A 24,446-nucleotide genomic window follows, 5' to 3' on the forward strand; every position below is an offset into this window, starting at 1 on the left:
GCATGTTTACACTGCTCGTCGATTTTGCGGACAAGGTCTCGGTCTTCAATGTCTTCCGCTACATCACCTTCCGCACCGGCGGCGCGCTGATCACCTCGGCGCTGATCGTCTTCATCTTCGGGCCGACCATCATCAATTCGCTCAGGCTCAGGCAAGGCAAGGGCCAGCCGATCCGCGCCGACGGTCCGCAGACGCATTTCAAGAAGGCCGGCACGCCGACCATGGGTGGACTGATGATCCTTTGCGGCATCGTCGGCTCGTCGCTGCTTTGGGCGAACCTTTCCTCGATCTATGTCTGGGTGGTGCTGCTGGTCACGCTGGGCTTCGGCTCGATCGGCTTTTACGACGACTATCTCAAGGTGACGAAGCAGTCGCATCTCGGCTTTTCCGGCAAGGCGCGGCTGGCGCTGGAGTTCGTCATCGCCGGCATTGCTGCCTGGGCGATCATGCATAATGGCCAGGCGCCGTTCTCGTCGTCGCTGACTTTCCCCTTCGCCAAGGAATTCATCATCAATCTCGGCTGGTTCTTCGTGCCGTTCTCCTGCTTCGTCATCGTCGGCGCCGGCAATGCGGTGAATTTGACCGACGGCCTCGACGGGCTGGCGATCGTGCCGATTATGATTGCGGCGGCATCCTTCGGCGTTATCGCCTATCTCTCAGGCAATGCTGTCTTCGCCGAATATCTGCAGATCCATTTCGTGCCCGGTACCGGCGAGCTTGCTGTCGTGCTCGGCGCCGTCATCGGCGCCGGCCTCGGCTTCCTCTGGTTCAATGCGCCGCCGGCGGCGATCTTCATGGGCGACACCGGCTCGCTGGCGATGGGCGGCCTCATCGGCACCGTCGCGGTCGCCACCAAGCACGAGATCGTGCTGGTCATCGTCGGCGGATTGTTTGTCGTCGAAATCCTGTCGGTGATCATCCAGGTCGGCTACTTCAAGATGACCGGCAAGCGCGTCTTCCTGATGGCGCCGATCCACCACCATTTCGAAAAGCTCGGCTGGACCGAAAGCCAGGTGGTGATCCGCTTCTGGATCATCGCCGTCATCCTGGCGCTGGTCGGCCTGTCGACCCTCAAGTTGAGATAGGAGCCCGCTTGGTCCCCGCCGCATCCTTCTCGGGCAAACGCGTTTCGCTCTTCGGGCTCGGTGGCTCGGGGATCGCCACGGCGCGCGCGCTGATCGAGGGCGGGGCCGACGTGCTGGCCTGGGACGACAATCCCGACAGCGTTGCCAAGGCCGCTGGACAAGGCATTGCGACCGCCGATCTGCGCGGCGCCGACTGGGCGAAATTCTCGGCCTTCGTGCTGTCGCCCGGCGTGCCGCTGACGCATCCCAAGCCGCACTGGACGGTAGAGCTGGCGCGTGGCGCCGGCGTCGAGGTGATTGGCGACATCGAACTGTTCTGCCGCGAGCGAATCTCGCGTGCACCGACAGCACCGTTCATCGCCATCACCGGCACCAACGGCAAGTCGACGACCACGGCGCTGACCGCGCATATCCTCAAATCGGCGAGGCGCGACACGCAGATGGGCGGCAATATCGGCCGCGCCATCATGACGCTCGATCCGCCGCAGCCCGAGCGCCACTATGTCGTCGAATGCTCCTCCTATCAGATCGATCTCGCGCCCTCGATCAATCCGACGGCCGGCATCCTGCTCAACCTGACGCCGGACCATCTCGACCGTCACGGCACCATGCAGCACTACGCCTCGATCAAGGAGCGGTTGGTCGCCGGCAGCGAGACGGCGATCGTCGGCGTCGACGATAGCTGGTGCGCGCAGATCGCCGACCGGCTGGAGCGGGCGGGCAGGCAGGTGATCCGCATCTCCAAGCGGCTGCCGCTGACCGATGGCTATTTCGCCGACGGCTCCAATCTGATGGAAGCCGTGCATGGCCGCTACAGCCGCGTCGCTTTCCTCGAGGGCATCGGCTCGCTGCGCGGCCAGCACAATGCGCAGAACGCGCTGGCCGCGGTCGCTGCCTGTTTGAAGGTCGGGCTGGACTTCGGCGAGATACAGGTGGGCCTCGAGAGCTTTCCAGGTCTGGCGCATCGCATGGAGCAGGTCGGCCGCAAGGACCATGTGCTGTTCGTCAACGATTCCAAGGCGACCAATGCCGATGCGGCGGCACCCGCTATGTCGAGCTTCCCGCGCATCTACTGGATCGCCGGCGGACTGCCCAAGGAGGGCGGCATCGAGCCGCTGCGCGGGTTCTTCCCGCGCATCGCCAAGGCCTATCTCATTGGCGAGGCCGCGCCAGCCTTTTCGGCGACGCTCGGTGAAGCCGTGCCTTACGAGATCTCGGGCACGCTGGCCGCTGCGGTCGACCATGCCGCGAACGACGCGGCCAAGGATCACAGCGGCGAGGTGGTGGTGCTGCTGTCGCCGGCCTGCGCCAGTTTCGACCAGTTCAAGAATTTCGAAGTTCGCGGCGAAGCCTTCAGGCAAGCTGCGAATGCTATCGAGGGTGTGAAACCCATCGGAGGGGCACGATAATGCAGAGCCGTCTCGACAAAAGCCCGGTTGCAACCTGGTGGTGGACGATCGATCGCTGGTTCCTGGCGGCGTTCCTGTCGCTGATGGGGCTCGGCATCGTGCTGTCCTTCGCGGCAAGCCCGGCGGTGGCCGAACGCATCGGCCTCGACAGTTTCCATTTCGCCACCAGGCAGATCATCTTCACCGTGCCGGCGCTCGGCGTGATGCTGGCCGTGTCTTTCCTCGAATCCAGACAAATTCGGCGCATGGCGCTCGTCATCCTGTGCATCATGCTGGTGCTGATGGTGGCCGTTCTCTACATCGGCGTCGAAGTGAAGGGCGCGCGGCGCTGGGTGTCGTTTGTCGGCATGTCGATCCAGCCGTCGGAATTCCTGAAACCAGCCTTCGTCATCGTCTGCGCCTGGCTGTTCGCCGAACACAAGCGCCAGCCCGACATTCCCGGCAATCTGTTCGCGCTGCTGCTCCTGATCCTGGTCATCTCGCTGTTGGTGGCGCAACCCGATCTCGGCCAGACCATGCTGGTGACCGGCACCTGGGGCGTCATGTTCTTCATGGCCGGGCTGCCATGGCTGTGGATCATCGCGCTTGGCGCCACCGGCGCCAGCGGCCTGTTTGCCGCCTATACGGTGTTCCCGCACGTCGCCGCCCGCATCGACAAATTCCTGACCGGCGAAGGCGACACGTTCCAGGTCGACATGGGTCGCGAGGCGCTGATCAACGGCCACTGGTTCGGCGTCGGGCCGGGCGAGGGCACGGTCAAGCGCGTGATCCCCGATGCTCATGCCGACTTCGTGTTTTCAGTCGCGGGCGAAGAGTTCGGCCTGATCATGTGCTTCTTCATCATGTCGATCTTTGCCTTCATCGTGCTGCGCGGCCTGAGCACCGCATTGAAGGAACATGACGATTTCACCCGCTATGCCGTCGGCGGCCTGGTCACGGTGTTCGGCCTGCAGTCGGTCATCAACATGTGCGTCAATCTGCAGCTGATGCCGGCCAAGGGCATGACCCTGCCATTCATCTCCTATGGCGGCTCCTCGCAGATCGCCATTGCCATCTCGATGGGCATGGTACTGGCGCTGACGCGCAAGCGACCGGAAAAGCGCAAGCAGATGGGCTTTGCCCTTTCGCAGCGCGCCTTGCCGGCGGAGTGATATGGCGAGGGGTGTCATTCTTCTCGCGGCGGGCGGAACCGGTGGACATCTGTTTCCGGCCGAGGCGCTGGCGCATGAGCTGATCGAGCGCGGCTGGAGCGTGCATCTGGCGACGGACGACCGCGCCGAGCGGTTTGCCGGGCATTTCCCGGCCGCCGCCATCCATCCGATCCAGTCGGCGACGATGGGCTCGAAAAACCCTGTCGCCCTGCTTGGCGCGTTCTGGAAGATCTGGCGCGGCGTGCGGCAGGCTTCCGCCGTCATCGCCAGGATCAAACCTGACGCGGTTGTCGGCTTCGGCGGCTATCCGACCTTGCCGCCGCTTTATGCCGCGACACGACGGAAGGTGCCGACGCTGATCCACGAGCAGAATGCGGTGATGGGCCGGGCCAACCGGGCGCTGTCCGGCCGTGTCGATGCCATTGCCGGCGGCTTCCTGCCCGAAGATGAAAGTGCCGCTGGCGCCAAGACGGTCATAACAGGCAATCCGGTCAGGCCGCCGATCCTGGAGGCCGCAAAGACGCCGTACACGCCATCCGCCGGGGAAGAGCCGTTTCGGCTCCTGGTGTTCGGCGGCAGTCAGGGCGCGCAGTTCTTTTCCGATGCCATGCCGGCGGCCATCGCACTGCTTTCCGATGCGCAACGCAAGCGGCTGGTGATCACCCAGCAGGCCCGCGCCGACGACGTGGCGCGGGTGAAAGTCGGCTATGCGGCCCTTGGCGTCCATGTCGAGGTCTCGCCGTTCTTCACCGATATGGCGCAGCGCATTGCGGCGGCGCATCTGGTGATTTCGCGCTCCGGCGCCTCAACGGTCTCGGAAATCGCCGTCATCGGCCGGCCGGCGCTGCTGGTGCCTTATCCCTATGCGCTGGACCACGACCAGGCAGCGAACGCGGCCGCCGTTGCGGCGGCTGGTGGCGGTGAAGTGCATCCGCAATCGTCGCTGTCGCCGGAGCGCATCGCGGCGCTTGTTGGCGGGCTGATGGACAGTCCCGAGCGGCTGGCGGCCATGGCTGCCGGCGCAAAGTCTGCCGGCAGGCCGAACGCGGCACGGTTGCTCGCCGATCTCACAGAGGCTATTGCGTCCAGAAAAACCGTATCGGATTTCAGGAAAGGGACGCATTGATGAAGATGCCGCAGACCATCGGCCTTGTGCATTTCATCGGCATTGGCGGCATCGGCATGAGCGGCATCGCCGAGGTGCTGCACAATCTCGGCTACAAGGTGCAGGGCTCCGACCAGGCCGACAGCGCCAATGTGCAGCGGCTGCGCGACAAGGGCATCGAATGCTTCGTCGGCCACAAGGCCGAGAATGTCGGCGCTGCCGAAGTCGTGGTCGTTTCGACCGCGATCAAGAAGACCAATCCGGAGCTGAAGGCCGCGCGCGAAAAGCTGCTGCCGATCGTGCGCCGCGCCGAGATGCTGGCCGAACTGATGCGCTTCCGCCAGGCCGTCGCCATCGGCGGCACGCATGGCAAGACGACGACGACCTCGATGGTGGCGACGCTCCTCGACGCCGGCGGGCTCGACCCGACGGTGATCAATGGCGGCATCATCAACGCTTACGGCACCAATGCCCGCATGGGCGATGGCGAATGGATGGTGGTCGAAGCCGATGAGAGCGACGGCACCTTCCTCAAGCTGCCGGCCGAAATCGCCGTCGTCACCAATATCGATCCCGAGCATCTCGACCACTATGGCAGCTTCGACAAGGTGCGTGAGGCGTTTCGCCAGTTCGTCGAGAACGTGCCGTTCTACGGCTTTGGGGTGATGTGCACCGACCATCCGGAAGTGCAGGCGCTGGTCAGCCGCATCGAGGACCGCCGCGTCATCACCTATGGCGAGAACGCACAGGCCGATGTGCGCTTCACCAACCATCGCATGGCGGGCGCCGCCAGCGAGTTCGACGTGGTGATCCGCGACCGCAAGGCCGGCGGCCAGACGACCATATCGGACCTGCGGCTGCCGATGCCCGGCCGCCACAACGTTTCCAACGCCACCGCCGCGATTGCGGTTGCGCATGAGCTCGGCCTGTCGGCCGACGCGATCAAGAAGGGCCTGTCGTCCTTTGCCGGCGTCAAACGGCGCTTCACCCACACCGGCTCGTGGAACGGCGTCGAGATCTTCGATGATTACGGCCATCACCCGGTCGAGATCACGGCGGTGCTGAAGGCGGCACGCAGCGCCACCAAGGGCCGTGTCATCGCCATCGCGCAACCGCATCGCTTCACCCGGCTGCACAATCTGTTCGACGAATTCTCGGTCTGCTTCAACGATGCCGACACGGTGATGCTGGCACCGGTCTATGCGGCGGGCGAGGAGCCGATCGATGGCGTGACCTCTGAGGCGCTGGTGTCGCGCATCCGTTCCGGCGGCCATCGCGATGCGCGCTATATCGAAGGTCCGGCTGCCATCGCCCCCACCATTCACGACTTGGCCAAGCCCGGCGACTTTGTCATCTTCCTCGGCGCCGGCAACATCACCCAATGGGCCTATGCGCTGCCCAAAGAACTCGGCGGTGCGGTCTCATGATGCGCGGCCAGGATCTGCTCGACAAACTGGGCGACCGGCTTACCGGCTTGCGCGGCCGGCTGACACCGAACGCCGAGATGGACAAGATCACCTGGTTCCGCGCCGGAGGGCTGGCCGAGGCACTGTTTCAGCCGGCCGACGAGGAAGACCTTGCCGCCTTCCTGCGCGCCGTCCCGGAGGAGATCCCGCTGACCATCGTCGGTGTCGGCTCGAACCTGTTGGTGCGCGACGGCGGCATTCCGGGTTTCGTCGTCAGGCTTTCGGCGAAGGGCTTTGGCGAGGCCGAGGCGGTTTCGCCGACCGGCATCAAGGCAGGTGCGGCGACGCCCGACAAGCGCGTCGCTGCCGTTGCCTATGAGGCCGGCATTGGCGGTTTTCATTTCTATCACGGCATTCCCGGGGCCGTTGGCGGCGCGCTCAGGATGAATGCCGGTGCCAATGGCGTCGAGACGCGCGAGCGCGTCGTCGAGGTGCGGGCGCTCGACCGCAAGGGCAACCTCCACACCCTCAGCAATGAAGACATGGGTTACGCCTATCGCCATTCGGCAGCACCGGCCGGGCTGATCTTCACCTCGGCCATTTTCGAAGGTGTTCCCGAAGACAAGGCGGCGATCAAGGCGGCGATGGACGCCGTCCAGACGCATCGCGAGACGGTGCAGCCGATCCGCGAGAAGACCGGCGGCTCGACCTTCAAGAATCCGGAAGGCACTTCGGCCTGGAAGGAGATCGACAAGGCCGGCTGCCGTGGACTGATGATCGGCGGCGCGCAGATGTCGCCGATGCACTGCAACTTCATGATCAACACCGGAACCGCGACCGGCTACGACCTCGAATATCTCGGCGAGACGGTGCGCGCCCGTGTGCTTGAAAATTCGGGTATCCGGTTGCAGTGGGAGATCAAGCGCCTCGGCAATTTCCGCCCCGGCCATGCCGTGCAGGAATTCCTCGGGCAACTGCTTTAAGGCGCATTGATATTCAGCTGAGGCCGGCCTGCAAACGATGGCCTTCTGCGCTTCCGGTGCTCACGGACTTGAATGTCCGCTCCGCTCCGGTTCTCGAACGCCACCATTTTCGGCTCGGCCTGACCTGAGTTTCAACGCAGCTTGGTGCGTTAGCGCGTGCTGAAGTTCATGTGATGCATGAACTTCGAACGGTCCGAAATACCCATCCGACCGTTGCTGCAAAGACTCACAATCCGCTTTTTCCGGCTGTTTTTACGGAAAGTGAATCTGTCGGAATCATAAGCACTTGCCAGCGAATCAACTCTCTGATTCTCTGCCCTAAAGCGTTTCCTGATTTGAGTCGTTCGACGCGTCGACCGCGTTTTCCGTCTGGGGGGCAACCTGCCGGGAGACTCGGACTCAATCTGGTCGCTGAATGCGTGGTTGCGAGCCCGCCGTGAGAGGGGATGACGGGATATGAAGAACAAGCATGTGGCTGTCCTCCTGGGCGGATTCTCGTCCGAGCGGCCCGTGTCTCTGTCTTCGGGGAAGGCGTGTGCTGATGCGCTTGAGAATGAAGGCTACCAGGTTACCCGCGTCGATGTCGCGCGCGATGTCGGCGCCGTGCTCGCGGAGCTCAAGCCGGATGTTGTCTTCAACGCGCTGCACGGCCCGTTCGGCGAGGACGGCACCATCCAGGGCATCCTCGAGTATCTGGCCATTCCCTACACTCATTCGGGCGTGCTCGCCTCGGCGCTCGCCATGAACAAGGAGCAGGCCAAGAAGGTGGCCAAGGCTGCCGGCATTGCGGTGGCGGAATCGAAGGTTGCCAGCCGCTTTGCCATCCAGAACAAGCATCCGATGAAACCGCCCTATGTGGTCAAGCCGGTCAATGAAGGCTCGAGCTTCGGCGTCGTCATCGTGCATGAAGGCCAGTCGCATCCGCCGCAGGTCATCGGTTCGTCCGAATGGAAATATGGCGAGACCGTCATGGTCGAGCGCTACATCCATGGCCGTGAGTTGACCTGCGCTGTCATGGGCGACGTGGCGCTTGGTGTCTGCGAGATCATTCCGACCGGCCATTCCTTCTACGACTACGATTCAAAATACGTCGCCGGCGGGTCAAAACACGAAATCCCTGCTAAAATTTCACCGAATATTTACCAAAAAATACAGACACTGGCGCTCAAGGCACATCTGGCTATCGGCTGTCGGGGCGTTTCCCGGTCGGACTTCCGCTATGACGATCGTTACTCCGAAAACGGCGAAATTGTCTGGCTCGAGATCAACACTCAGCCTGGCATGACGCCGACGTCTTTGGTGCCTGAAATCGCCGCCCAAGCGGGGCATCCGTTCGGCGATCTGTTGAGTTGGATGGTGGGGGACGCTTCGTGTCTGCGTTGAAATGGGGACAGGACAAGGGCAGGGGCGGCGCCGGGCCGGCACTGTTCGGCATGCCGTTGTCGTTCGACCATTTCGTACTGCCGCGCGTGCTGCGCAGGCCGGTGCGCGTGCTGGCGCGCCTGGGTGGCGGCGACTTCGTCGCGCCGCGTTTTTCCGCGGCCATCCTGTCCCTTTCGCTCATTGCATCAAGCAGCCTCTATGGCGCCATTCTCGGCGGCCATGCCGACGACATCGTCCAGAGCATCACCGCCCGCACCGGCTTTGCCGTCGACCAGATCAAGGTGGTCGGCAATCGCCAGACCTCGGAGATCGATATACTGGACCGGCTGGAACTCGACGGCTGGACGTCGCTGATCGGCTTCGATGCCGAGGCCGCGCGGGAACGGATCGACACCTTGCCCTGGGTCGAAGTGGCGGCCGTGCGCAAGGTCTATCCGCATACGCTGGAAGTGCGCGTCGAGGAGCGTGAGCCCTTCGCGCTCTGGCAGCAGGGCTCGGAGCTTTCCGTCATCGAGCGCTCCGGCGCGGTGATCGCGCCGTTCTCGGGCGGCAAGCAGGCCTTGCTGCCGCTCATCATCGGCACCGGTGCGCCGGCCAAGGCGCCCGACTTCGTGGCCAAGATCAAGAAATTTCCCGAGCTTGCCGCGCGGGTCAAAGGCTATATCCGCATCGGCGAGCGGCGCTGGGACCTGAAGCTGGAAAACGGCATCACGGTCAAGTTGCCCGAGGATGGCGAGGATCAGGCGATCGCCGATCTGGTCCGCATGGATCATGACAACGGTCTTCTGACGCGCGATATCGCCGCCGTCGACATGCGCATCTCCGATCGCCTGGTCGTGCAGCTGACGCCGGAAGCGGCGACGCAGCGCCAGGCCGCGCTCAACGAAAAGCCGCAGAACCTGAAGCGCAAGCCGGAGACGAAGATATGAGCTGGCTTGGCGGCAACAGCGATGCCTCTTCGCGCCGCTCCGGCACGCTGACCGTGCTGGATGTCGGCTCGAGCAAAGTCTGCTGCGTGGTGGCGAAGCTGAAGCCGCGCGAGGACGGCAAGCTGTTGCGTGGCCGCTCGCATCGCATCCAGGTGATCGGCATCGGCCATCAGAAGTCGCAGGGCGTGAAGTCGGGCGTGGTCGTCGACCTCGACCGCGCCGAACACGCCATTCGCCTGTCCGTCGACGCCGCCGAGCGCATGGCGGGACTGACCGTGGACTCGTTGATCGTCAACATGACGGCCGGCCGGCTGAAGAGCGAAACGTACTCGGCCACGATCAATCTCGGTGGCCATCAGGCCGACGAGGCCGATATCAAGCGCGTCCTTGCCGCAGGCGCCAAGCAGGCGCTCAAGGCCGAGCGCGATGTGATCCATTCGCTGCCGGTCGGCTTTTCGCTGGACGCCGAACGCGGCGTGCGCGATCCGCGCGGCATGGTCGGCGATCAGCTCGGCGTCGACATGCATGTGCTGACGGGTGACGCCGCACCGCTGCGCAATCTGGAACTCTGCATCAACCGCTCGCATCTTTCGGTCGAGCGCATGGTGGCGACGCCCTATGCCAGCGGGCTTGCGGCGCTTGTCGACGACGAACTGGAAATGGGTGCCGCCTGCATCGACATGGGCGGCGGCACGACGACGATCTCGGTGTTTTCGGAAGGCAAGTTCGTCCATGGCGACGCCATCGCCATCGGCGGCAACCATGTGACGCTGGATATGGCCAAGGGCCTGTCGACGTCGCTCGACGCCGCCGAACGGCTGAAGGTGATGCATGGCTCGGCGCTGCCCGGCAGTGCCGACGATCGCGACCTGGTGTCGATCCAGCCGATCGGCGAGGAAGGCGAGATGCCGCTGCAGATTCCGCGCTCGGTGATGACGCGCATCATCCGCGCCCGCATAGATGAGACGCTGGAACTCCTTCGCGACCGGCTGAACAAGTCCGGCTACGGCAATGCCGTGGGAAAACGGGTCGTGCTGACCGGCGGCGCCAGCCAGCTCGCGGGCCTGCCGGAAGCGGCGCGCCGGATTCTCGGACGCAATGTGCGCATCGGTCGCCCGCTTGGCGTGGCAGGCCTGCCGGAAGCCGCCAAGGGGCCGGCTTTCTCGACGGCGGTCGGACTGCTGATCTATCCGCAGATGGCGAGTTTCGAGAGCCATCCGGCGAAAGGAATTTCCGGTCTCAGGATGACCGGAACGGGCGGAAAACTGCATCGCATGAGTCAGTGGTTGAGAGACAGTTTCTAATTGACGGGGACAGCCCCATAGGCGGCCGCGGCGGCGAAGCGGCGGGAAAGGCAAAGGACGGAGACAATGACCATCAATCTGCAAAAGCCGGACATCACCGAGCTCAAGCCGCGGATCACCGTGTTCGGTGTCGGCGGCGGTGGCGGCAATGCCGTCAACAACATGATCACCGCCGGCTTGCGCGGCGTCGAGTTCGTGGTGGCCAATACCGACGCGCAGGCGCTGACCATGTCGAAGGCCGAGCGGCTGATCCAGCTCGGCGCGCATGTCACCGAGGGCCTCGGCGCCGGATCGCAGCCGGAAGTCGGCCGCGCGGCGGCTGAGGAGTGCATCGATGAGATCATCGATCACCTCTCCAACACCCATATGTGCTTCGTCACCGCCGGCATGGGCGGCGGCACCGGCACCGGTGCTGCCCCGGTCGTTGCCCGCGCGGCGCGCGAAAAGGGCATCCTCACCGTCGGCGTTGTCACCAAGCCGTTCCATTTCGAAGGCCAGCGCCGCATGAAGACGGCCGACATGGGCATCGAGGAACTGCAGAAGTGCGTCGACACCCTGATCGTCATCCCCAACCAGAACCTGTTCCGGCTGGCCAATGACAAGACCACCTTCGCCGACGCCTTCGCCATGGCTGACCAAGTGCTCTATTCCGGAGTTGCCTGCATCACCGATCTGATGGTCAAGGAAGGCCTGATCAATCTCGACTTTGCCGACGTTCGCTCGGTGATGCGCGAGATGGGCAAGGCGATGATGGGCACCGGCGAGGCTTCGGGCGAGGGCCGCGCGATGGCCGCCGCCGAGGCAGCGATCGCCAACCCGCTGCTCGACGAGACCTCGATGAGGGGCGCCAAGGGCCTGCTGATCTCGATCACCGGCGGCCGCGACCTGACCCTGTTCGAAGTTGACGAAGCTGCGACCCGCATCCGCGAAGAGGTCGACCAGGATGCCAACATCATCCTCGGCGCCACCTTCGACGAGGAGCTCGAAGGCGTCATCCGCGTCTCGGTTGTCGCGACCGGCATCGACAAGTCGGCGGCCGAAATCGCCGCGGTGCCGATCTCGATCCGCGCTATGCCGCCGCAGCAGAAGCCTGTCAGCCGTCCGGCTCCGGCGGCGGAAAGCCGGCCAGCGCCGGTCCAGCAGACCTATGAGACGCGCGCGGCCGATCCGGTCGCCGAGGCAATCCAGCTTGCCGAAGCCAATGCGGCGGCAATGGCTCGTCCGGCGCCGATGGCCCAGGCGGAAGACTTCCGCCCGCAGAGCAAGATCTTCCAGGCTCCGCCTGCCCAGCCGCAGCCTGTCGTGCAGCAGGTCATGCAGCCGGCGCCGCTGAGGGAAATGCCGCAGCCGGTGGCTGCCGCACCGCAGCGCATGCCCCGCGTGGAGGATTTTCCGCCGGTGGTGAAGGCCGAGGTGGAAGCCAAGGGCCGTCCGGCCGACCATGAAAACAGCGGGCCAATGGGGCTGCTCAAGCGGCTGACCAACGGGCTGACGCGCCGCGAGGAAGAGCCAGCCCGGCTGCAGCCGGCGCAGCCGCGCGAACCGAAACTGCGCCAGGCAGCGCCGGAAATGCGCCGCCTTGCCAGCCAGGATCCGCAGCTTTACGCGCCGCGCCGCGGCCAGCTCGACGATCAGGGCAGGTTGACGCCACAGACCAGGTCTGCCCAGGAAGACGACCAGCTGGAGATCCCGGCTTTCCTGCGCCGCCAGGCCAACTGAGCCGTTAACGGCATGTAACACTTGTTAACAGGCAGACGAGAGATCGTTTGCCTGTTAACGCTTAAAGCGGTTTGATAACAAGGCGTTACGATGTGACGCTCACAGCAGATCGCGGTTACACAGAGTAAGAAACCGTGATTTGGAGTCTCCCTGACTGGCCACTATCTTTGCCGCAGCACTTTCGGTGTGCTGGGATTCGGGGAGTTGGCCCTGCCTGCCGATAATCAAGAGCCGCGCCCTTTGGGGCTATAAAGCGGACACGGGCGTTATGGGCTATGGGGTTTGTCTTGCAAGACTACCAGACGACACTTCGATCGCGTGCAACGCTGACAGGTACCGGCGTTCATAGCGGCAAACCGGTCACCGTCAACTTCCTTCCCGCGGACGCCGACACCGGCGTCATCTTCCACCTTTCGAACGGAAGCGAGAGCCGCGAGTTCCGTGCGCTGGTTGCCGAAGTCGGCGCAACCGACCTCTGCACCATGCTCGGCGATCCGGCAGGCGAACATATCGCCACCGTCGAACATCTGATGGCGACGCTCTTCGGGCTCGGCATCGACAACATCGTCATCGAGATCGACGGCCACGAAGTCCCGATCCTCGACGGCAGCGCGGTGGCGTTCGTCGAAGCCATCGACCAGGCCGGCATCGAGACGCTGGCGGTCAAGCGCCGCTACATCAGGGTGGTCAAGCCGGTCCGGATCGAGAACGGCGCGTCCTGGGCCGAGTTCAGGCCCTATAGCGGCACGCGCTTCGAGGTCGAGATCGATTTCGAAAGCCCGGCGATCGGCCGTCAGCTGTTCGCCTCCGACATCAACCCCGACATCTTCCGCCAGGACATTGCGCGCGCCCGCACCTTCGGTTTCATGAAGGATGTCGAGCGGCTGTGGGCAGCCGGCTATGCGCTGGGCTCGTCGCTGGAGAACTCTCTGGTGATCGGCGACGACAACCGGGTGATCAACATGGGCGGCCTGCGCTATCCCAATGAATTCGCCCGCCACAAGACGATGGACGCGATGGGCGATCTGGCGCTGGCCGGCGCCCGCTTCATTGGCTGCTTCCGTTCCTATCGCGGCGGCCACCGGATGAACGCCGCGGCCTTGCGGCGCCTGCTGTCCGACCGTTCGGCCTTCGAGGTCGTCGAGACCACGCGCCGCGAGCGCGGCCGTACCGCCGAGATGAGCGCCGTCACCGGGCCTGTCTTTGCGCCCTGGGTAATCTGATTCTTAATGGTTTTCTGGCTTTCTTGGCGTCGGCTGGTGTTGCATGGATGCATCACTGGCCGGTGAAAGCGCATAGCTTTCGGGGCAACGCCAGGCCGCCACAAAAATGTGCGATTGGCTAGACATAGCGTTGCTGGGCAAGGCAGTTATGGTTTATGGCTGCCGCCGTCTATTTGGTGCATGTCGCTCAAAAGTGGGGATCAAGTTTTGAGGGAACGCCATGCGAAAGGCATTGAAATAACGCCGAAAGGGCGCAATCCAATCATGTTCTTCAAGCGAGTTGGTCAATCGAAAGCGCCGTATCGGGCTGTTTTCCTGGCGCTTTCGGTGGTTGTGCCATCGCTGTTCCTCTCGGCCTGCATGTCGTCGGAGAAAGACGTCGATCTGTCGACCTATGTCGACCAGACCGAACCGGCGGACGTCCTTTACAATCAAGGCCTTGCCAATCTGAACGCCGGCCGCCTGGATGAGGCGAGCAAGAAGTTCGACGCCGTCGACCGCCAGCACCCCTATTCGGAATTCGCCCGCAAATCGATGGTGATGGGTGCCTTTGCCGACTACCGCGCCGGCCATTATGACGAAGCGATCGGCTCGGCCAAGCGCTACCTCACGCTCTACCCGTCGACCGACGACGCCGCTTATGCGCAATACATCATCGGCCTGAGCTACTACCGTCAGATCAAGGACGTCACCCAGGACCAGAAGGAAGCTCGCCAGACCGTGCAGACGATGCAGGATCTGGTGACGCGCTGGCCGACTTCGGAATATGTCGACGACGCCAAGGACAAGATCCGCTTCGCCAACGATCAGTTGGCCGGCAAGGAGATGCAGATCGGCCGCTACTATCTCGAACGGCGCGAATACATCGCCGCCGTCAAGCGCTTCCGCAACGTGGTCGAGAACTATTCCAACACCCGCCACGTCGAAGAGGCGCTGGCGCGTCTGACGGAAAGCTATTACGCGATGGGCCTGACCTCGGAAGCGCAGACAGCCGCCGCCGTGCTCGGCACCAACTATCCCGACAGCCAGTGGTACAAGGATTCCTACAAGCTCTTGCAGAGCAATGGGCTTGAGCCGCGCGAGAATGCCGGATCGTGGATATCCAAGGCCGGAAAGCTGATCACCGGCGCCTGAAGCCTCTACAGAGGCGGACAGCGCTTTTCGGATTGATCCGACGCTCAAACAAAAAGATAGTGCGGCGCTGCGACTCCACCGGTCGCATGCCGCATTGAGGCGCGTCGCGCCCTAAGTCTTTTGTCTTGTGCATGCCGTTGTCCCAAACCGATCCGCTTTGGGACGACATGCGATAGGTTCGGGTTCTGATGCTTTCCAGACTGTCGATCCGCGATATCGTCCTGATCGAGAAGCTGGATATCGACTTCCAGCTCGGCCTTTCCGTGCTGACCGGTGAAACCGGCGCCGGCAAATCCATCCTGCTCGACGCGCTGTCGCTGGCGCTTGGCGCGCGCGGCGACGCCTCGCTGGTGCGCCACGGCGCGGCGCAGGGCCAGGTCATTGCCGTGTTCGACGTACCGCGCAACCACCCTGTGCGCGCGCTGCTGGCCGAAAACGCCATCGAGGACGACGGCGATATCATCCTGCGCCGGCTGCAGACGGCGGATGGCCGCACCCGTGTCTTCGTCAACGACCAGCCATCCAGCGTCACCCTGATGCGCGACATCGGCCACGCACTGGTCGAAATCCATGGCCAGCACGATGAGCGCGCTCTGGTCGATCCGGGCGCACATCGCGAATTGCTGGACAGTTTTGGCGGTCATCTCGGTGCTGCCCGCGCGACTGGCGAGGCATGGCGCTACTGGCGCGGCTGCGAACAGGACTTCGCCAGGCACCGCGCGAAGGTCGAGGCGGCGGCGCGCGAGGCCGATTATCTCAGGGCGTCCGTCGCCGAACTGGCCAAGCTCGATCCGCAGCCCGGCGAGGAGACGCAGCTGGCGGAACTGCGCGCCACGATGATGCGGGCGGAAAAGATCGCTTCGGAAATACATGACGCGCAGGATGTGCTGTCTGGCCCGTCCTCGCCGCTGCCGCAGCTCGCCAGCCTGCTCAGGCGGCTGCAGCGCAAGGCGAGCGAAGCGCCGGGCCTGCTCGAGGATGTGGTGAAGTCGCTGGATGAGGCGATGCTGTCGCTCGACGCCGCGCAGTCCGGTGTCGAGGCGGCTTTGCGCGCCACCGAATATGATCCGCAGCGGCTGGAGAAAGCGGAGGAGCGGCTGTTTTCGCTGCGCGCGGCGTCACGCAAGCACAGTGTGCCCGTCGACGATCTGGCGCAGCTGCGCGATACGATGTCCGCCGATCTTGCCGATCTCGATGCCGGCGAAGGGCGCCTGCATGTCCTGGAAAAGCAGGCTGCAGCCGCGCGCGAAGCCTATGACATTTCCGCGGCCCAGCTGTCCTCGCTTCGCCACGCCACCGCGATCGGCTTGACCAAGGCTGTCATGGCCGAACTGCCGGCGCTCAAGCTCGAGCGGGCCGAGTTCATCGTTGAACTGGCCAGCGATGGCGAGAACCGTGTGGAAGAAGGCATCGACCAGGTAGAGTTTTGGGTGCGCACCAACCCCGGCACCAGGGCCGGCCCGATGATGAGAGTCGCATCCGGCGGCGAGCTGTCGCGCTTCCTTCTCGCGCTCAAGGTGGCGCTGGCGGACCGCGGCTCGGCGCCGACATTGGTCTTCGACGAGATCGACACCGGGGTCGGTGGCGCCGTGGCCGATGCCATCGGCCAACGGTTAGCGAGGCTGTCGACGCGGGTGCAGGTGCTCTCGGTCACGCATGCGCCGCAGGTCGCGGCGCGTGCGGCGACGCATTTCCTGATTTCGAAATCCGGCGGCTCCGACAAGGTCGCCACCGGCATTGCCGAGATGGACCGGGCGGCGCGCCAGGAAGAGATCGCGCGCATGCTGGCCGGCGCCACCATCACCGACGAGGCACGCGCGGCGGCAGAGCGCTTGCTGCGCGAAAATACCGCCGCTGCATAGGCTGTCGCATGGCTTTGGACAGAGTCAGGATATGGCTCCATCCCGCTGTTCGGGAATGATTTTTCCGAAATCCTGATTTATGGTGTCGCGCCACACTACAGGGACCGTTGCATGTCTGAAAAACCAGTCGAATCGTTGAGCGAAAACGAGGCCGCGGATGAGCTCCAGAGGCTGGCCGAGGAGATCGCCGGCCATGACCTGCGCTACCATGCCGAGGACGCGCCGACGATCACCGACGCCGAATATGATGCGCTGCGGCGGCGCAATCTTGCCATTGAAGAGCGCTTTCCCGGTCTGGTGCGCGAGGACTCGCCCTCGCTCAGGGTCGGCGCTGCGCCGGCGGAAGGCTTTGCCAAAGTGCGCCATGCGGTGCCGATGCTCAGCCTCGCCAAGGCCTACACCGACGAGGATGTCGCCGATTTCATTCACCGTGGCCGGCGCTTCTTCGATCGCGACAAGGATCTCGACATCGCGTTTACGGCCGAGCCGAAGATCGACGGCCTGTCGGCGTCGCTGCGCTATGAACGCGGCGTGTTCGTGCAGGGCGCTACGCGCGGCGACGGCGCTGTCGGCGAAGACATCACCGCCAACCTCCGGACCATCGCCGACATCCCCGCCAAGCTGAAGGGCTCGGGCTGGCCCGAGACCATCGAGATCCGCGGCGAGGTCTACATGACCTATGCCGAATTCGAGGCGCTGAAGGCGCGCTCGGCCGCGGTTGGCGGCCAGGACTATGTCAACCCGCGCAACACGGCGGCGGGATCGCTGCGCCAGAAGGATGCGTCCGTCACCGCCAGCCGCAATCTCAGATTTTTCGCCTATGCCTGGGGCTACACCACGCAAGATCCTGCGCCGACGCAATTCGAGTCGGTGCAGAAATTCGCCGAGTGGGGGTTCAAGGTCAGCCCGCTGATGGTGCGGGCGAAGTCTGTCGAGGAACTGATCGCGCAGTATCACAAGATCGAAGAACTGCGCTCGTCGCTCGGCTATGACATTGACGGCGTCGTCTACAAGGTCGACCAGCTGGAACTGCAGCGCCGCTGGGGTTTTGTCACCGGCGAGCCACGCTGGGCCGTTGCGCATAAATTCCCGGCCGAACAGGCAATGACGACGGTGCAAAAGATCGACATCCAGGTCGGCCGCACCGGCACGCTGGCGCCGGTGGCACGGCTGGCGCCGGTCACCGTCGGCGGCGTGGTGGTCGAAAACGTCACGCTGCACAATGAGGATTACATCAAGGGCTTCGACAGCAATGGCCTGCCGATCCGCGACGGCATCGACGTCCGCATCGGTGACACGGTTGTCATACAACGGGCGGGCGACGTGATCCCGCAGATCGTCAGCGTCGTCATCGACAAGCGGCCAGGCGGTGCCGTGCCTTATGAATTCCCGCACACTTGTCCGGTCTGCGGTTCGCCGGCGACGCGCGAGGTCAACGAGAAGACCGGCAAGGAGGATTCGCGCCGGCGCTGCACCGGCGAGCTGATCTGTGCCGCGCAGGCCGTGGAACGGTTGCGCCACTTCGTCTCGCGCGGCGCGCTCGACATCGAGGGCCTTGGTGCGGAAAACATCGACCTGTTCTTCAATTCGGGCCTGGTCAAGACAGCCGCCGACATCTTTACGCTGCGGGACCGCCGGCCGGCCGTCACCAGGGCGCTGGCCGAGCGGCGCGAGGAGCAGGCCAGGCAGCGTGAGGCGGCATCGGGCAAGGCGCGCAAGAATGTGCGCGGTGTCGAGGATCGCAACTACGAAGGCCTCGACAAGCTGTTTGCCGCAATCGATTCGCGCCGCGAGCCGGAACTCGACCGTTTCATCTTCGCGCTCGGCATCCGCCATATCGGCGAAACGACGGCGGCCGTGCTTGCCCGGACGTTCTCGACCATCGAGGAGCTGATCCGCGTCGGCAAGGAGACGGCGCAGGCTGAGGATCCGCACAGCGTCTTCCCCTCGATCAACGGCATCGGCGACACGGTGATCGATGCGCTGCGCGATTTCTTCGGCAATGAACGCAATGACGATGTGCTCGACAAGCTGCTCGAGCAGGTCAAGCCGAAGCCTTATATCGTCACCGTTTCTGCCGACAGCGAGGTTGCCGGCAAGACCATCGTCTTCACCGGCACGCTGGAAAAGATGACACGCTCCGAGGCCAAGGCGATGGCCGAACGGCTCGGCGCCAAGGTGGCAGGTTCGGTATCGGCGAAGACGGATCTGCTGGTGGCCGGGCCGGGTGCGGGCTCCAAACTGAAGCTTGCCAGTGAACTCGGCGTCGAAGTCATCGACGAAGACACCTGGCTGCAACGGGTCGGCAAGGCGTGACCGGCGGCGCATTCAAAGGCTTTGGTCCGAAAGCCATTCCGTTCTTCAAGGCGCTGGATTTCCACCAGAGCCGCGAATGGTTCCAGGAGAACCGCGCGCTCTACGACAGCGAACTGCATGGGCCGATCGGCGATTTGGTCGAGACGCTGACGGAGCGTTTTGCAGCGGCGGGGCTTGGCCTGCGCGGCGACCGCAAGAAATCGCTGTTCCGCATCAACCGCGACGTCCGCTTCGCCAAGGACAAACGGCCCTACAACCGACATGTTTCGGCCATCCTGTCACCGGACGGCAGCAAGACGAGGCTGGGCGTATTCTACGTGCATATCGGGCTGGAGCGCTGCTTTGCCGACGTCGCCTGGTGGAACCCCGAGCCGCCGCTGTTGCTGGCGATGCGCAAGGCGATCACCGATCGGCCCGGCGATTTCCGCAAGCTGGTTTCAACGTTGAAGAAAAACGGTCTCGAATTCGATACCGAAGGCCGCATGAAGCGGGCGCCGCGCGGTTTCGAGCAGATCGCCGACGCCGATCTCGCGGAGGCTGTGCGCAACCGGCATTTCGTCGTCCAGCGTGTCATCGATCCGGTCGAAATTCACGCGCCGGCGCTGGTCGACGAGCTTGTCGATTTTACATTGCGCGCCAGGCCGCTGCTCGACTGGGGCAGAGCGATCCAGGGCACCGCGCCGCAGAGCTAACCAGGCACGCTGCGTGGCTACATGCGCATCAAAAGACCGCCGTCGACGGCCAGTTCGATACCAGTGACGTAGCTTGCCGCGTCGGAAAGCAGGAAGAGCGCGGCATTGGCCATGTCCTGCGGCGTGCCGATGCGGCCGAGCGGGGTGTAGTCGGCAACGGCAGCGCGCTTCTCCTCGGTGTCCCAGCGCGCCTGCAGCGGCGTCAGCGCCATTCCCGGGCAGATCGAATTGGAGCGGATGCCATCGCTCGCCAACTGCATGGCGAGCGACTTCGACAGTGCGCAGACGCCGGCTTTGGAGGCCTGGTAGGCATCCTGCGGTTTTGGATCGCCGCGATACCACTGGATGGTCGAGAAATGCACCATGGCGCCGCCGCGCCCGCCGGCGCGCATATGCGGAACAACCGCCCGCGAGGTGTGAACGAAGGATTTCAGATTGATGTTGAACACCTGGTCCCAGACATCGAGGTCCATTTCAAGGGCCGACTTGTCGCGGCCGAACCAGAGTACGCCTGCGACATTGGCGAGATAGTCGATGCCGCCGCGCTCGCGACCTGCCGCTCCAATGGTCTGCTCGACAAAGGCGGCGTCGGTGAGGTCGCCCTGGGCGAAGGTGAGCCGGTCGTCATGGGCGGCAAGGGACGCCGGACGCGGCTTGATGTCGATGGCGGTGACCGAGGCCCCGGCATCGAGCAACGCCAGCGTGATTGCCTCGCCCATACCGCCGCCGGCGCCGGTGACGACCGCGTGCCTGCCGGTGAAATCGTAGACGATCATGTGAACCCTCGTGAAGCTTCGCGACGCCTTACATCAGTTTCGCTGATCTGTTGGCTCAAGCGAATTCGTCTGACTTTTCGAACGTTGGCTCCTACATAGCAGCGCGATTGGGAAATGTGACATGTCGGCAGAGACCTTAACCGAAAAATCTGTGGCCAGCGATTTCTGGGACGGCGTACGGCTGTCGTTGCCGGTGGTGGTCGCCGCGGCCCCGTTCGGGGTGCTGTTCGGTGCAATCGCGGTGGATAACGGCTTTTCCGTTCTCGAATCTTTTCTGATGAGCGCCACGATCTATGGTGGCGCCAGCCAGATGGTCGGCATCGAACTGTTCGGCCAGCACGTAGCGCCTTGGCTGATCGTGCTGTCGATTTTTGCGGTGAACTTTCGTCATGTGCTCTATTCCGCCGGCATCGGGCGGCGCATCGCGCACTGGCCTGTGATCCAGCAGGCGCTGGGCTATTTCGTCCTCACCGATCCACAATTCGCCATCGCCGAAGCGAGGGCAGAATCGGGCCGTTCCGTCGGCTTCGTCTGGTATATGGGCGTCGGCCTGCCGGTCTATGTGTTCTGGGTGATCGAGAGCGGCCTGGGCGCCGTGTTCGGCAAGCTCATCCCGGACACGCACGCACTCGGCATCGATTTCCTGCTGCCGATCTATTTCCTTGGCCTGGTGCTGGGCTTTCGCAAGCGGCCTTTGTGGCTGCCGGTCGTGATCGCCAGCGCCGCCGCGTCGATCATTGCCTACAAGACAGTCGGTTCGCCCTGGCACGTTTCCATCGGCGCCATTGCCGGCGTGCTGCTGGCGGTCATCCTGCCGCCGCACCATAGCGGCGTGGAGGCAAAGCGATGAGCGCGACCTTCTGGATCATCATTGCCGGTGCGATCGCCACCTATCTCACCCGCGTCGGCGGCCATCTGGTCATCTCGCGCTTCGACCACATCCATCCACGCGTCGAGGCCGGCCTGAACGCCGTGCCGGCCGCGGTGCTGACGACGCTGGTGGCGCCGGCCGCCCTTAGCGCCGGGCCGGCCGAATGGGCGGCGCTGATCGTCACCGCTGTGGTGTCGTTGCGCGGCGGCCTGATGGCGATGTTTTTGGCCGGGGCAGCAGTGTTGATCCTGGCGCGGCAGTTCGTCGGGTAGAAGCTCAAATCTTGGCGTCGTGCGGCAGCGGGGCCGTCGCCTTCTCCAGCCAGGCCAGCGTCTCGCCGTCGAGCATCGGGCCAATCTCGGCCAGCACCCAGGCGTGATACCGGTCGAGCCATTGCAACTCGTCGCGGTGCAAGAGGTCGGTGCGTATCAGCCGGACGTCGATCGGCGCCAGTGTCAGCGTCTCGAAACTGTGCATGGCGATGTCGCCGCCCTCTACCGGTTCGGCCGGCGTCACCAGGATCAGGTTCTCGATTCGGATGCCGTAGGAGCCTTCCTTGTAGTAGCCGGGTTCGTTGGAGAGCATCATGCCGGCAAGCAGCTTTTCGGTGCCGGTGCGGGCGATACGCTGCGGCCCTTCATGGACGGCCAGATAGGAGCCGACGCCATGGCCGGTGCCATGGGCGAAGTCGCAGCCATGCTTCCACAGCGCCATGCGCGCCACCGCGTCGATTTCGGAGCCGCGCGTGCCGGCGGGGAAGCGCAGTGTGGAAATACCGATCATGCCTTTCAGCACCAGCGTGAAGCGCTCGCGCATTTCTTCGGTCGGCTGGCCGATAGGGACGGTGCGGGTGATGTCTGTCGTGCCGTCCTGATACTGAGCGCCGGAATCGAGCAGAAACAGCTCGCCCTTTGCCAGCTTGCGGTTGGTGGCGCGCGACACGCGGTAATGCATGATGGCCCCGTTCGGGCCGGCGCCGGAAATGGTGTCGAAGGAGACGTCGCGCAACGGCATCTGTGTTTCCTCGCCGGTCAGCCGGCGCGTCTCTTCCAGTTTGGTGACGACGGTTATTTCGTCGAGCGAGTCCGGCTCCTGCCGCTCCAGCCAGCACAACAGCTTCGCCACCGCCGCGCCGTCGCGCCGATGCGCTGCGCGGCTGCCGGCGATTTCGGCCTGGTTCTTGGTCGCACGCGGAATGCGGGCGGGATCGGGCGCGGAAACAACGGTGCCGCCATTGTCCTCGACCAGCATTCTGAGCTTTTCCGCCGCCAGTACCGGGTCGAGCGCGATCCTTGCGCCGCCCTTGGCAAGGGCGACGACCGCCGCCTCGAACTCGCCGGGCTCGTGCAAGTCGGCAAGCTGGGTGAGATATGCGGCTACCGTGCGCGAAAACTTGCGCTGGTCCATGAACAGCTGATGTTTGCCGTCGGCGGCGAGGATCGCGAAGCCGAGCGCCAGCGGCGTGTGCGGCACGTCGCCGCCGCGAATGTTGAAGGCCCAGGCGATCGAGGAGGGATCGGTGAGCACGGCGTGCGTTGCGCCGTCCTTGCCGATCGCCGCCGCCAGCCGCACCAGCTTGTCCTTGGCCAGTTCGCCGGCGAAGCCGATCGGGTGAATCTCGACGGGTGCTGCCGGCGCTGCCGGCTGATCCTTCCAGATGATGTCGACCGGGTTCTTGTCCAGCGGCACCAGCGCCACGCCGGATTGCTCGGCCGAGGTTTTCAGCGCCTTGACCTCGTTGATCGTGTGCAGCCAGGGGTCGAAGCCAAGCCGCGCGCCCTTGCCGAGATTGTCCTTGATCCAGGACGCCGGTGGATTGTCGACGAGGCTCTCGATGGCAAAAATATCGAGATCGACCTCACCGCGCACCTGCAGCGTGTAACGCCCGTCGACGAACATGAAGGCGCGGTCGCGCAGCACGAGCGCGACGCCGGCGGACCCGCTAAAGCCGGTCAGCCATTTCAGCCGCGCCGAGCGGTCGGCGACATATTCGCCCTGATGCTCGTCGGCGCGAGGCACCAGGAAACCATCCAGCCCATTGTCCGCCAGCCATTGCCGCAGCAGCTTCACGCGCGGCTTGCCGACACTGGCATCGCCGGCGGAATCAAAGGTCTGGAACATGGCGGGTCCTCCTGTATTGCGAACGACCGTAGCGCATGACCCGGAAAACCGGAATCGATTTTCGATGACGCGAATTGGTCCAGCTCAGTGCTTGAGGTGGATCGTTACCCAGCCCTCGCGGTGCAAGGTCCTGACATGGCGAAAATTCTGGCCGACATAGGCCGAGATCACCGCGTTGCATTGGCGATCGAGGATGCCGGACAGCACGATCGAGCCGCCGAGTCTGATATGCTTGGCCATTTCCGGCGCGAGCCGCATCAATGGCCGCGCCAATATGTTGGCGACGATGAGGTCGAAAGGGGCGCGCTTGCCGAAGATCGGGTGGTGGAAGCCGGGCGCCGTCACAGTTTCGACCAGCGCTTTCACATGGTTGAGGCGCGCATTGGCGGCGGCGACCCGGACGGCGATCGGATCGATGTCGGTCGCCAGCACCGGAATATGCGCCAGCTTGGCGACGGCAATGGCCAGCACCGCGCTGCCGGTGCCGAGGTCGAGAGCATTCTTGGGATGCTCGCGGCGCACCACCCGCTCCAGCATTTCCAGGCAGCCGGCGGTGGTGCCGTGATGGCCGGTGCCGAAGGCAAGGCCGGCCTCGATCTCGATGGCAAGTTCGCCGCTATGGCGCTTCCGGCGGTCATGCGCGCCGTGGACGAAGAAACGCCCGGCGCGCACCGGCTTCAGCCCTTCCAGCGAGCGCGCCACCCAGTCGATGTCAGGCAAGACCTCGCGTTCGATAGGCTTCGGTAGCGAAAGTCCGGCAAGGATGTCTTTCAGCCTTGTCTCAACCGCATCGACATTGCCGTCGGCATAGAGCGAGACTTCGTAGATATCGCGGTCCTCGTCGACCTCGAGCACGGCAAGCGGCGGGCCTTCATCCTCGAAAGCCAGTTCGAGCGCGGCGAAGATGCTGTCGGCTTCGACCTTGCCAGCGATGAAATGGAGCCTGGTCTGCACCATCAGCTGGTCTCTTGTTTGAG

At 64.0% G+C, this 24,446-nt stretch carries 20 protein-coding genes; 17 read left to right on the top strand and 3 right to left on the bottom strand.

Features of this window, described 5'->3' with window-relative positions:
* Nucleotides 1-2 precede the first annotated feature (2 nt).
* The 15 genes from mraY (at nt 3) to ACWTU9_RS16855 (ending at nt 19,701) form a co-directional block, all read left to right on the top strand.
* Nucleotides 3-1,085 (top strand): phospho-N-acetylmuramoyl-pentapeptide-transferase, encoded by a 1,083-nt coding sequence (gene mraY, locus ACWTU9_RS16785; protein ID WP_023668273.1) that lies wholly within the window; start codon nt 3-5, stop codon nt 1,083-1,085.
* Nucleotides 1,086-1,093: 8 nt separating this feature from the next.
* Nucleotides 1,094-2,494 carry a UDP-N-acetylmuramoyl-L-alanine--D-glutamate ligase gene (murD, locus tag ACWTU9_RS16790; protein ID WP_455859250.1) on the top strand — a complete coding sequence of 467 codons (1,401 nt, stop codon included), beginning with the start codon at nt 1,094-1,096 and terminating at the stop codon, nt 2,492-2,494.
* On the top strand, nt 2,494-3,645 hold the full coding sequence (ftsW, locus tag ACWTU9_RS16795; protein ID WP_454589713.1) for a putative lipid II flippase FtsW: 1,152 nt from the start codon (nt 2,494-2,496) through the stop codon (nt 3,643-3,645). Before murD ends, ftsW begins: the two co-directional genes overlap by 1 nt.
* 1 nt (nt 3,646) lies before the next feature.
* Nucleotides 3,647-4,771, top strand: a complete 1,125-nt coding sequence (murG, locus tag ACWTU9_RS16800) for an undecaprenyldiphospho-muramoylpentapeptide beta-N-acetylglucosaminyltransferase (protein ID WP_455859251.1) — start codon at nt 3,647-3,649, stop codon at nt 4,769-4,771.
* On the top strand, nt 4,771-6,177 hold the full coding sequence (murC, locus tag ACWTU9_RS16805; RefSeq protein WP_455859252.1) for a UDP-N-acetylmuramate--L-alanine ligase: 1,407 nt from the start codon (nt 4,771-4,773) through the stop codon (nt 6,175-6,177). The genes murG and murC overlap by 1 nt, the downstream gene beginning before the upstream one ends.
* Complete coding sequence (gene murB, locus ACWTU9_RS16810) at nt 6,174-7,139, top strand: UDP-N-acetylmuramate dehydrogenase (RefSeq protein ID WP_455859253.1); 966 nt, start codon at nt 6,174-6,176, stop codon at nt 7,137-7,139. Before murC ends, murB begins: the two co-directional genes overlap by 4 nt.
* Nucleotides 7,140-7,595: 456 nt before the next feature.
* Entirely contained in the window at nt 7,596-8,522 is a 927-nt protein-coding gene (locus ACWTU9_RS16815; protein ID WP_455859254.1) for a D-alanine--D-alanine ligase, read from the top strand.
* Complete coding sequence (locus ACWTU9_RS16820) at nt 8,510-9,451, top strand: cell division protein FtsQ/DivIB (protein WP_454574896.1); 942 nt, start codon at nt 8,510-8,512, stop codon at nt 9,449-9,451. Before ACWTU9_RS16815 ends, ACWTU9_RS16820 begins: the two co-directional genes overlap by 13 nt.
* Complete coding sequence (ftsA, locus tag ACWTU9_RS16825) at nt 9,448-10,755, top strand: cell division protein FtsA (RefSeq protein ID WP_112560390.1); 1,308 nt, start codon at nt 9,448-9,450, stop codon at nt 10,753-10,755. The genes ACWTU9_RS16820 and ftsA overlap by 4 nt, the downstream gene beginning before the upstream one ends.
* A 66-nt stretch (nt 10,756-10,821) precedes the next feature.
* The gene (ftsZ, locus tag ACWTU9_RS16830; RefSeq protein ID WP_455859255.1) at nt 10,822-12,474 is read left to right on the top strand and encodes a cell division protein FtsZ; all 1,653 of its coding nucleotides are present in this window, start codon (nt 10,822-10,824) and stop codon (nt 12,472-12,474) included.
* Nucleotides 12,475-12,749: 275 nt separating this feature from the next.
* Nucleotides 12,750-13,697 carry a UDP-3-O-acyl-N-acetylglucosamine deacetylase gene (gene lpxC / locus ACWTU9_RS16835; protein ID WP_455859256.1) on the top strand — a complete coding sequence of 316 codons (948 nt, stop codon included), beginning with the start codon at nt 12,750-12,752 and terminating at the stop codon, nt 13,695-13,697.
* A 264-nt stretch (nt 13,698-13,961) separates the two neighbouring features.
* Nucleotides 13,962-14,831, top strand: a complete 870-nt coding sequence (locus ACWTU9_RS16840; protein ID WP_455859257.1) for an outer membrane protein assembly factor BamD — start codon at nt 13,962-13,964, stop codon at nt 14,829-14,831.
* Nucleotides 14,832-15,019: 188 nt separating this feature from the next.
* Nucleotides 15,020-16,693, top strand: a complete 1,674-nt coding sequence (gene recN / locus ACWTU9_RS16845; RefSeq protein ID WP_455859258.1) for a DNA repair protein RecN — start codon at nt 15,020-15,022, stop codon at nt 16,691-16,693.
* Between the two features lie 111 nt (nt 16,694-16,804).
* Nucleotides 16,805-19,009 carry an NAD-dependent DNA ligase LigA gene (gene ligA, locus ACWTU9_RS16850; protein ID WP_455859259.1) on the top strand — a complete coding sequence of 735 codons (2,205 nt, stop codon included), beginning with the start codon at nt 16,805-16,807 and terminating at the stop codon, nt 19,007-19,009.
* A complete protein-coding gene (locus tag ACWTU9_RS16855) occupies nt 19,006-19,701 on the top strand; it encodes a DUF2461 domain-containing protein (protein ID WP_455859260.1) in 696 nt (231 codons plus the stop codon). The genes ligA and ACWTU9_RS16855 overlap by 4 nt, the downstream gene beginning before the upstream one ends.
* 17 nt (nt 19,702-19,718) lie before the next feature.
* Here the strand turns inward: ACWTU9_RS16855 and ACWTU9_RS16860 are convergent, their stop codons facing one another.
* Nucleotides 19,719-20,477, bottom strand: coding sequence for an SDR family NAD(P)-dependent oxidoreductase (locus ACWTU9_RS16860; RefSeq protein WP_455859261.1), 759 nt, complete (start codon nt 20,475-20,477; stop codon nt 19,719-19,721).
* A gap of 121 nt (nt 20,478-20,598) precedes the next feature.
* Between ACWTU9_RS16860 and ACWTU9_RS16865 the strand changes: the two genes are divergently transcribed.
* On the top strand, nt 20,599-21,327 hold the full coding sequence (locus ACWTU9_RS16865) for an AzlC family ABC transporter permease (protein WP_455859262.1): 729 nt from the start codon (nt 20,599-20,601) through the stop codon (nt 21,325-21,327).
* Nucleotides 21,324-21,620, top strand: coding sequence for an AzlD family protein (locus ACWTU9_RS16870; RefSeq protein WP_454589699.1), 297 nt, complete (start codon nt 21,324-21,326; stop codon nt 21,618-21,620). Before ACWTU9_RS16865 ends, ACWTU9_RS16870 begins: the two co-directional genes overlap by 4 nt.
* A 4-nt stretch (nt 21,621-21,624) precedes the next feature.
* Here ACWTU9_RS16870 and ACWTU9_RS16875 read toward each other — a convergent pair whose 3' ends face one another.
* Nucleotides 21,625-23,469, bottom strand: coding sequence for an aminopeptidase P family protein (locus tag ACWTU9_RS16875; protein WP_455859263.1), 1,845 nt, complete (start codon nt 23,467-23,469; stop codon nt 21,625-21,627).
* Nucleotides 23,470-23,553: 84 nt separating this feature from the next.
* Nucleotides 23,554-24,426, bottom strand: coding sequence for a 50S ribosomal protein L11 methyltransferase (locus ACWTU9_RS16880; protein WP_455859264.1), 873 nt, complete (start codon nt 24,424-24,426; stop codon nt 23,554-23,556).
* Nucleotides 24,427-24,446 lie beyond the last annotated feature (20 nt).

Source organism: Mesorhizobium sp. 128a (genome assembly GCF_053848025.1).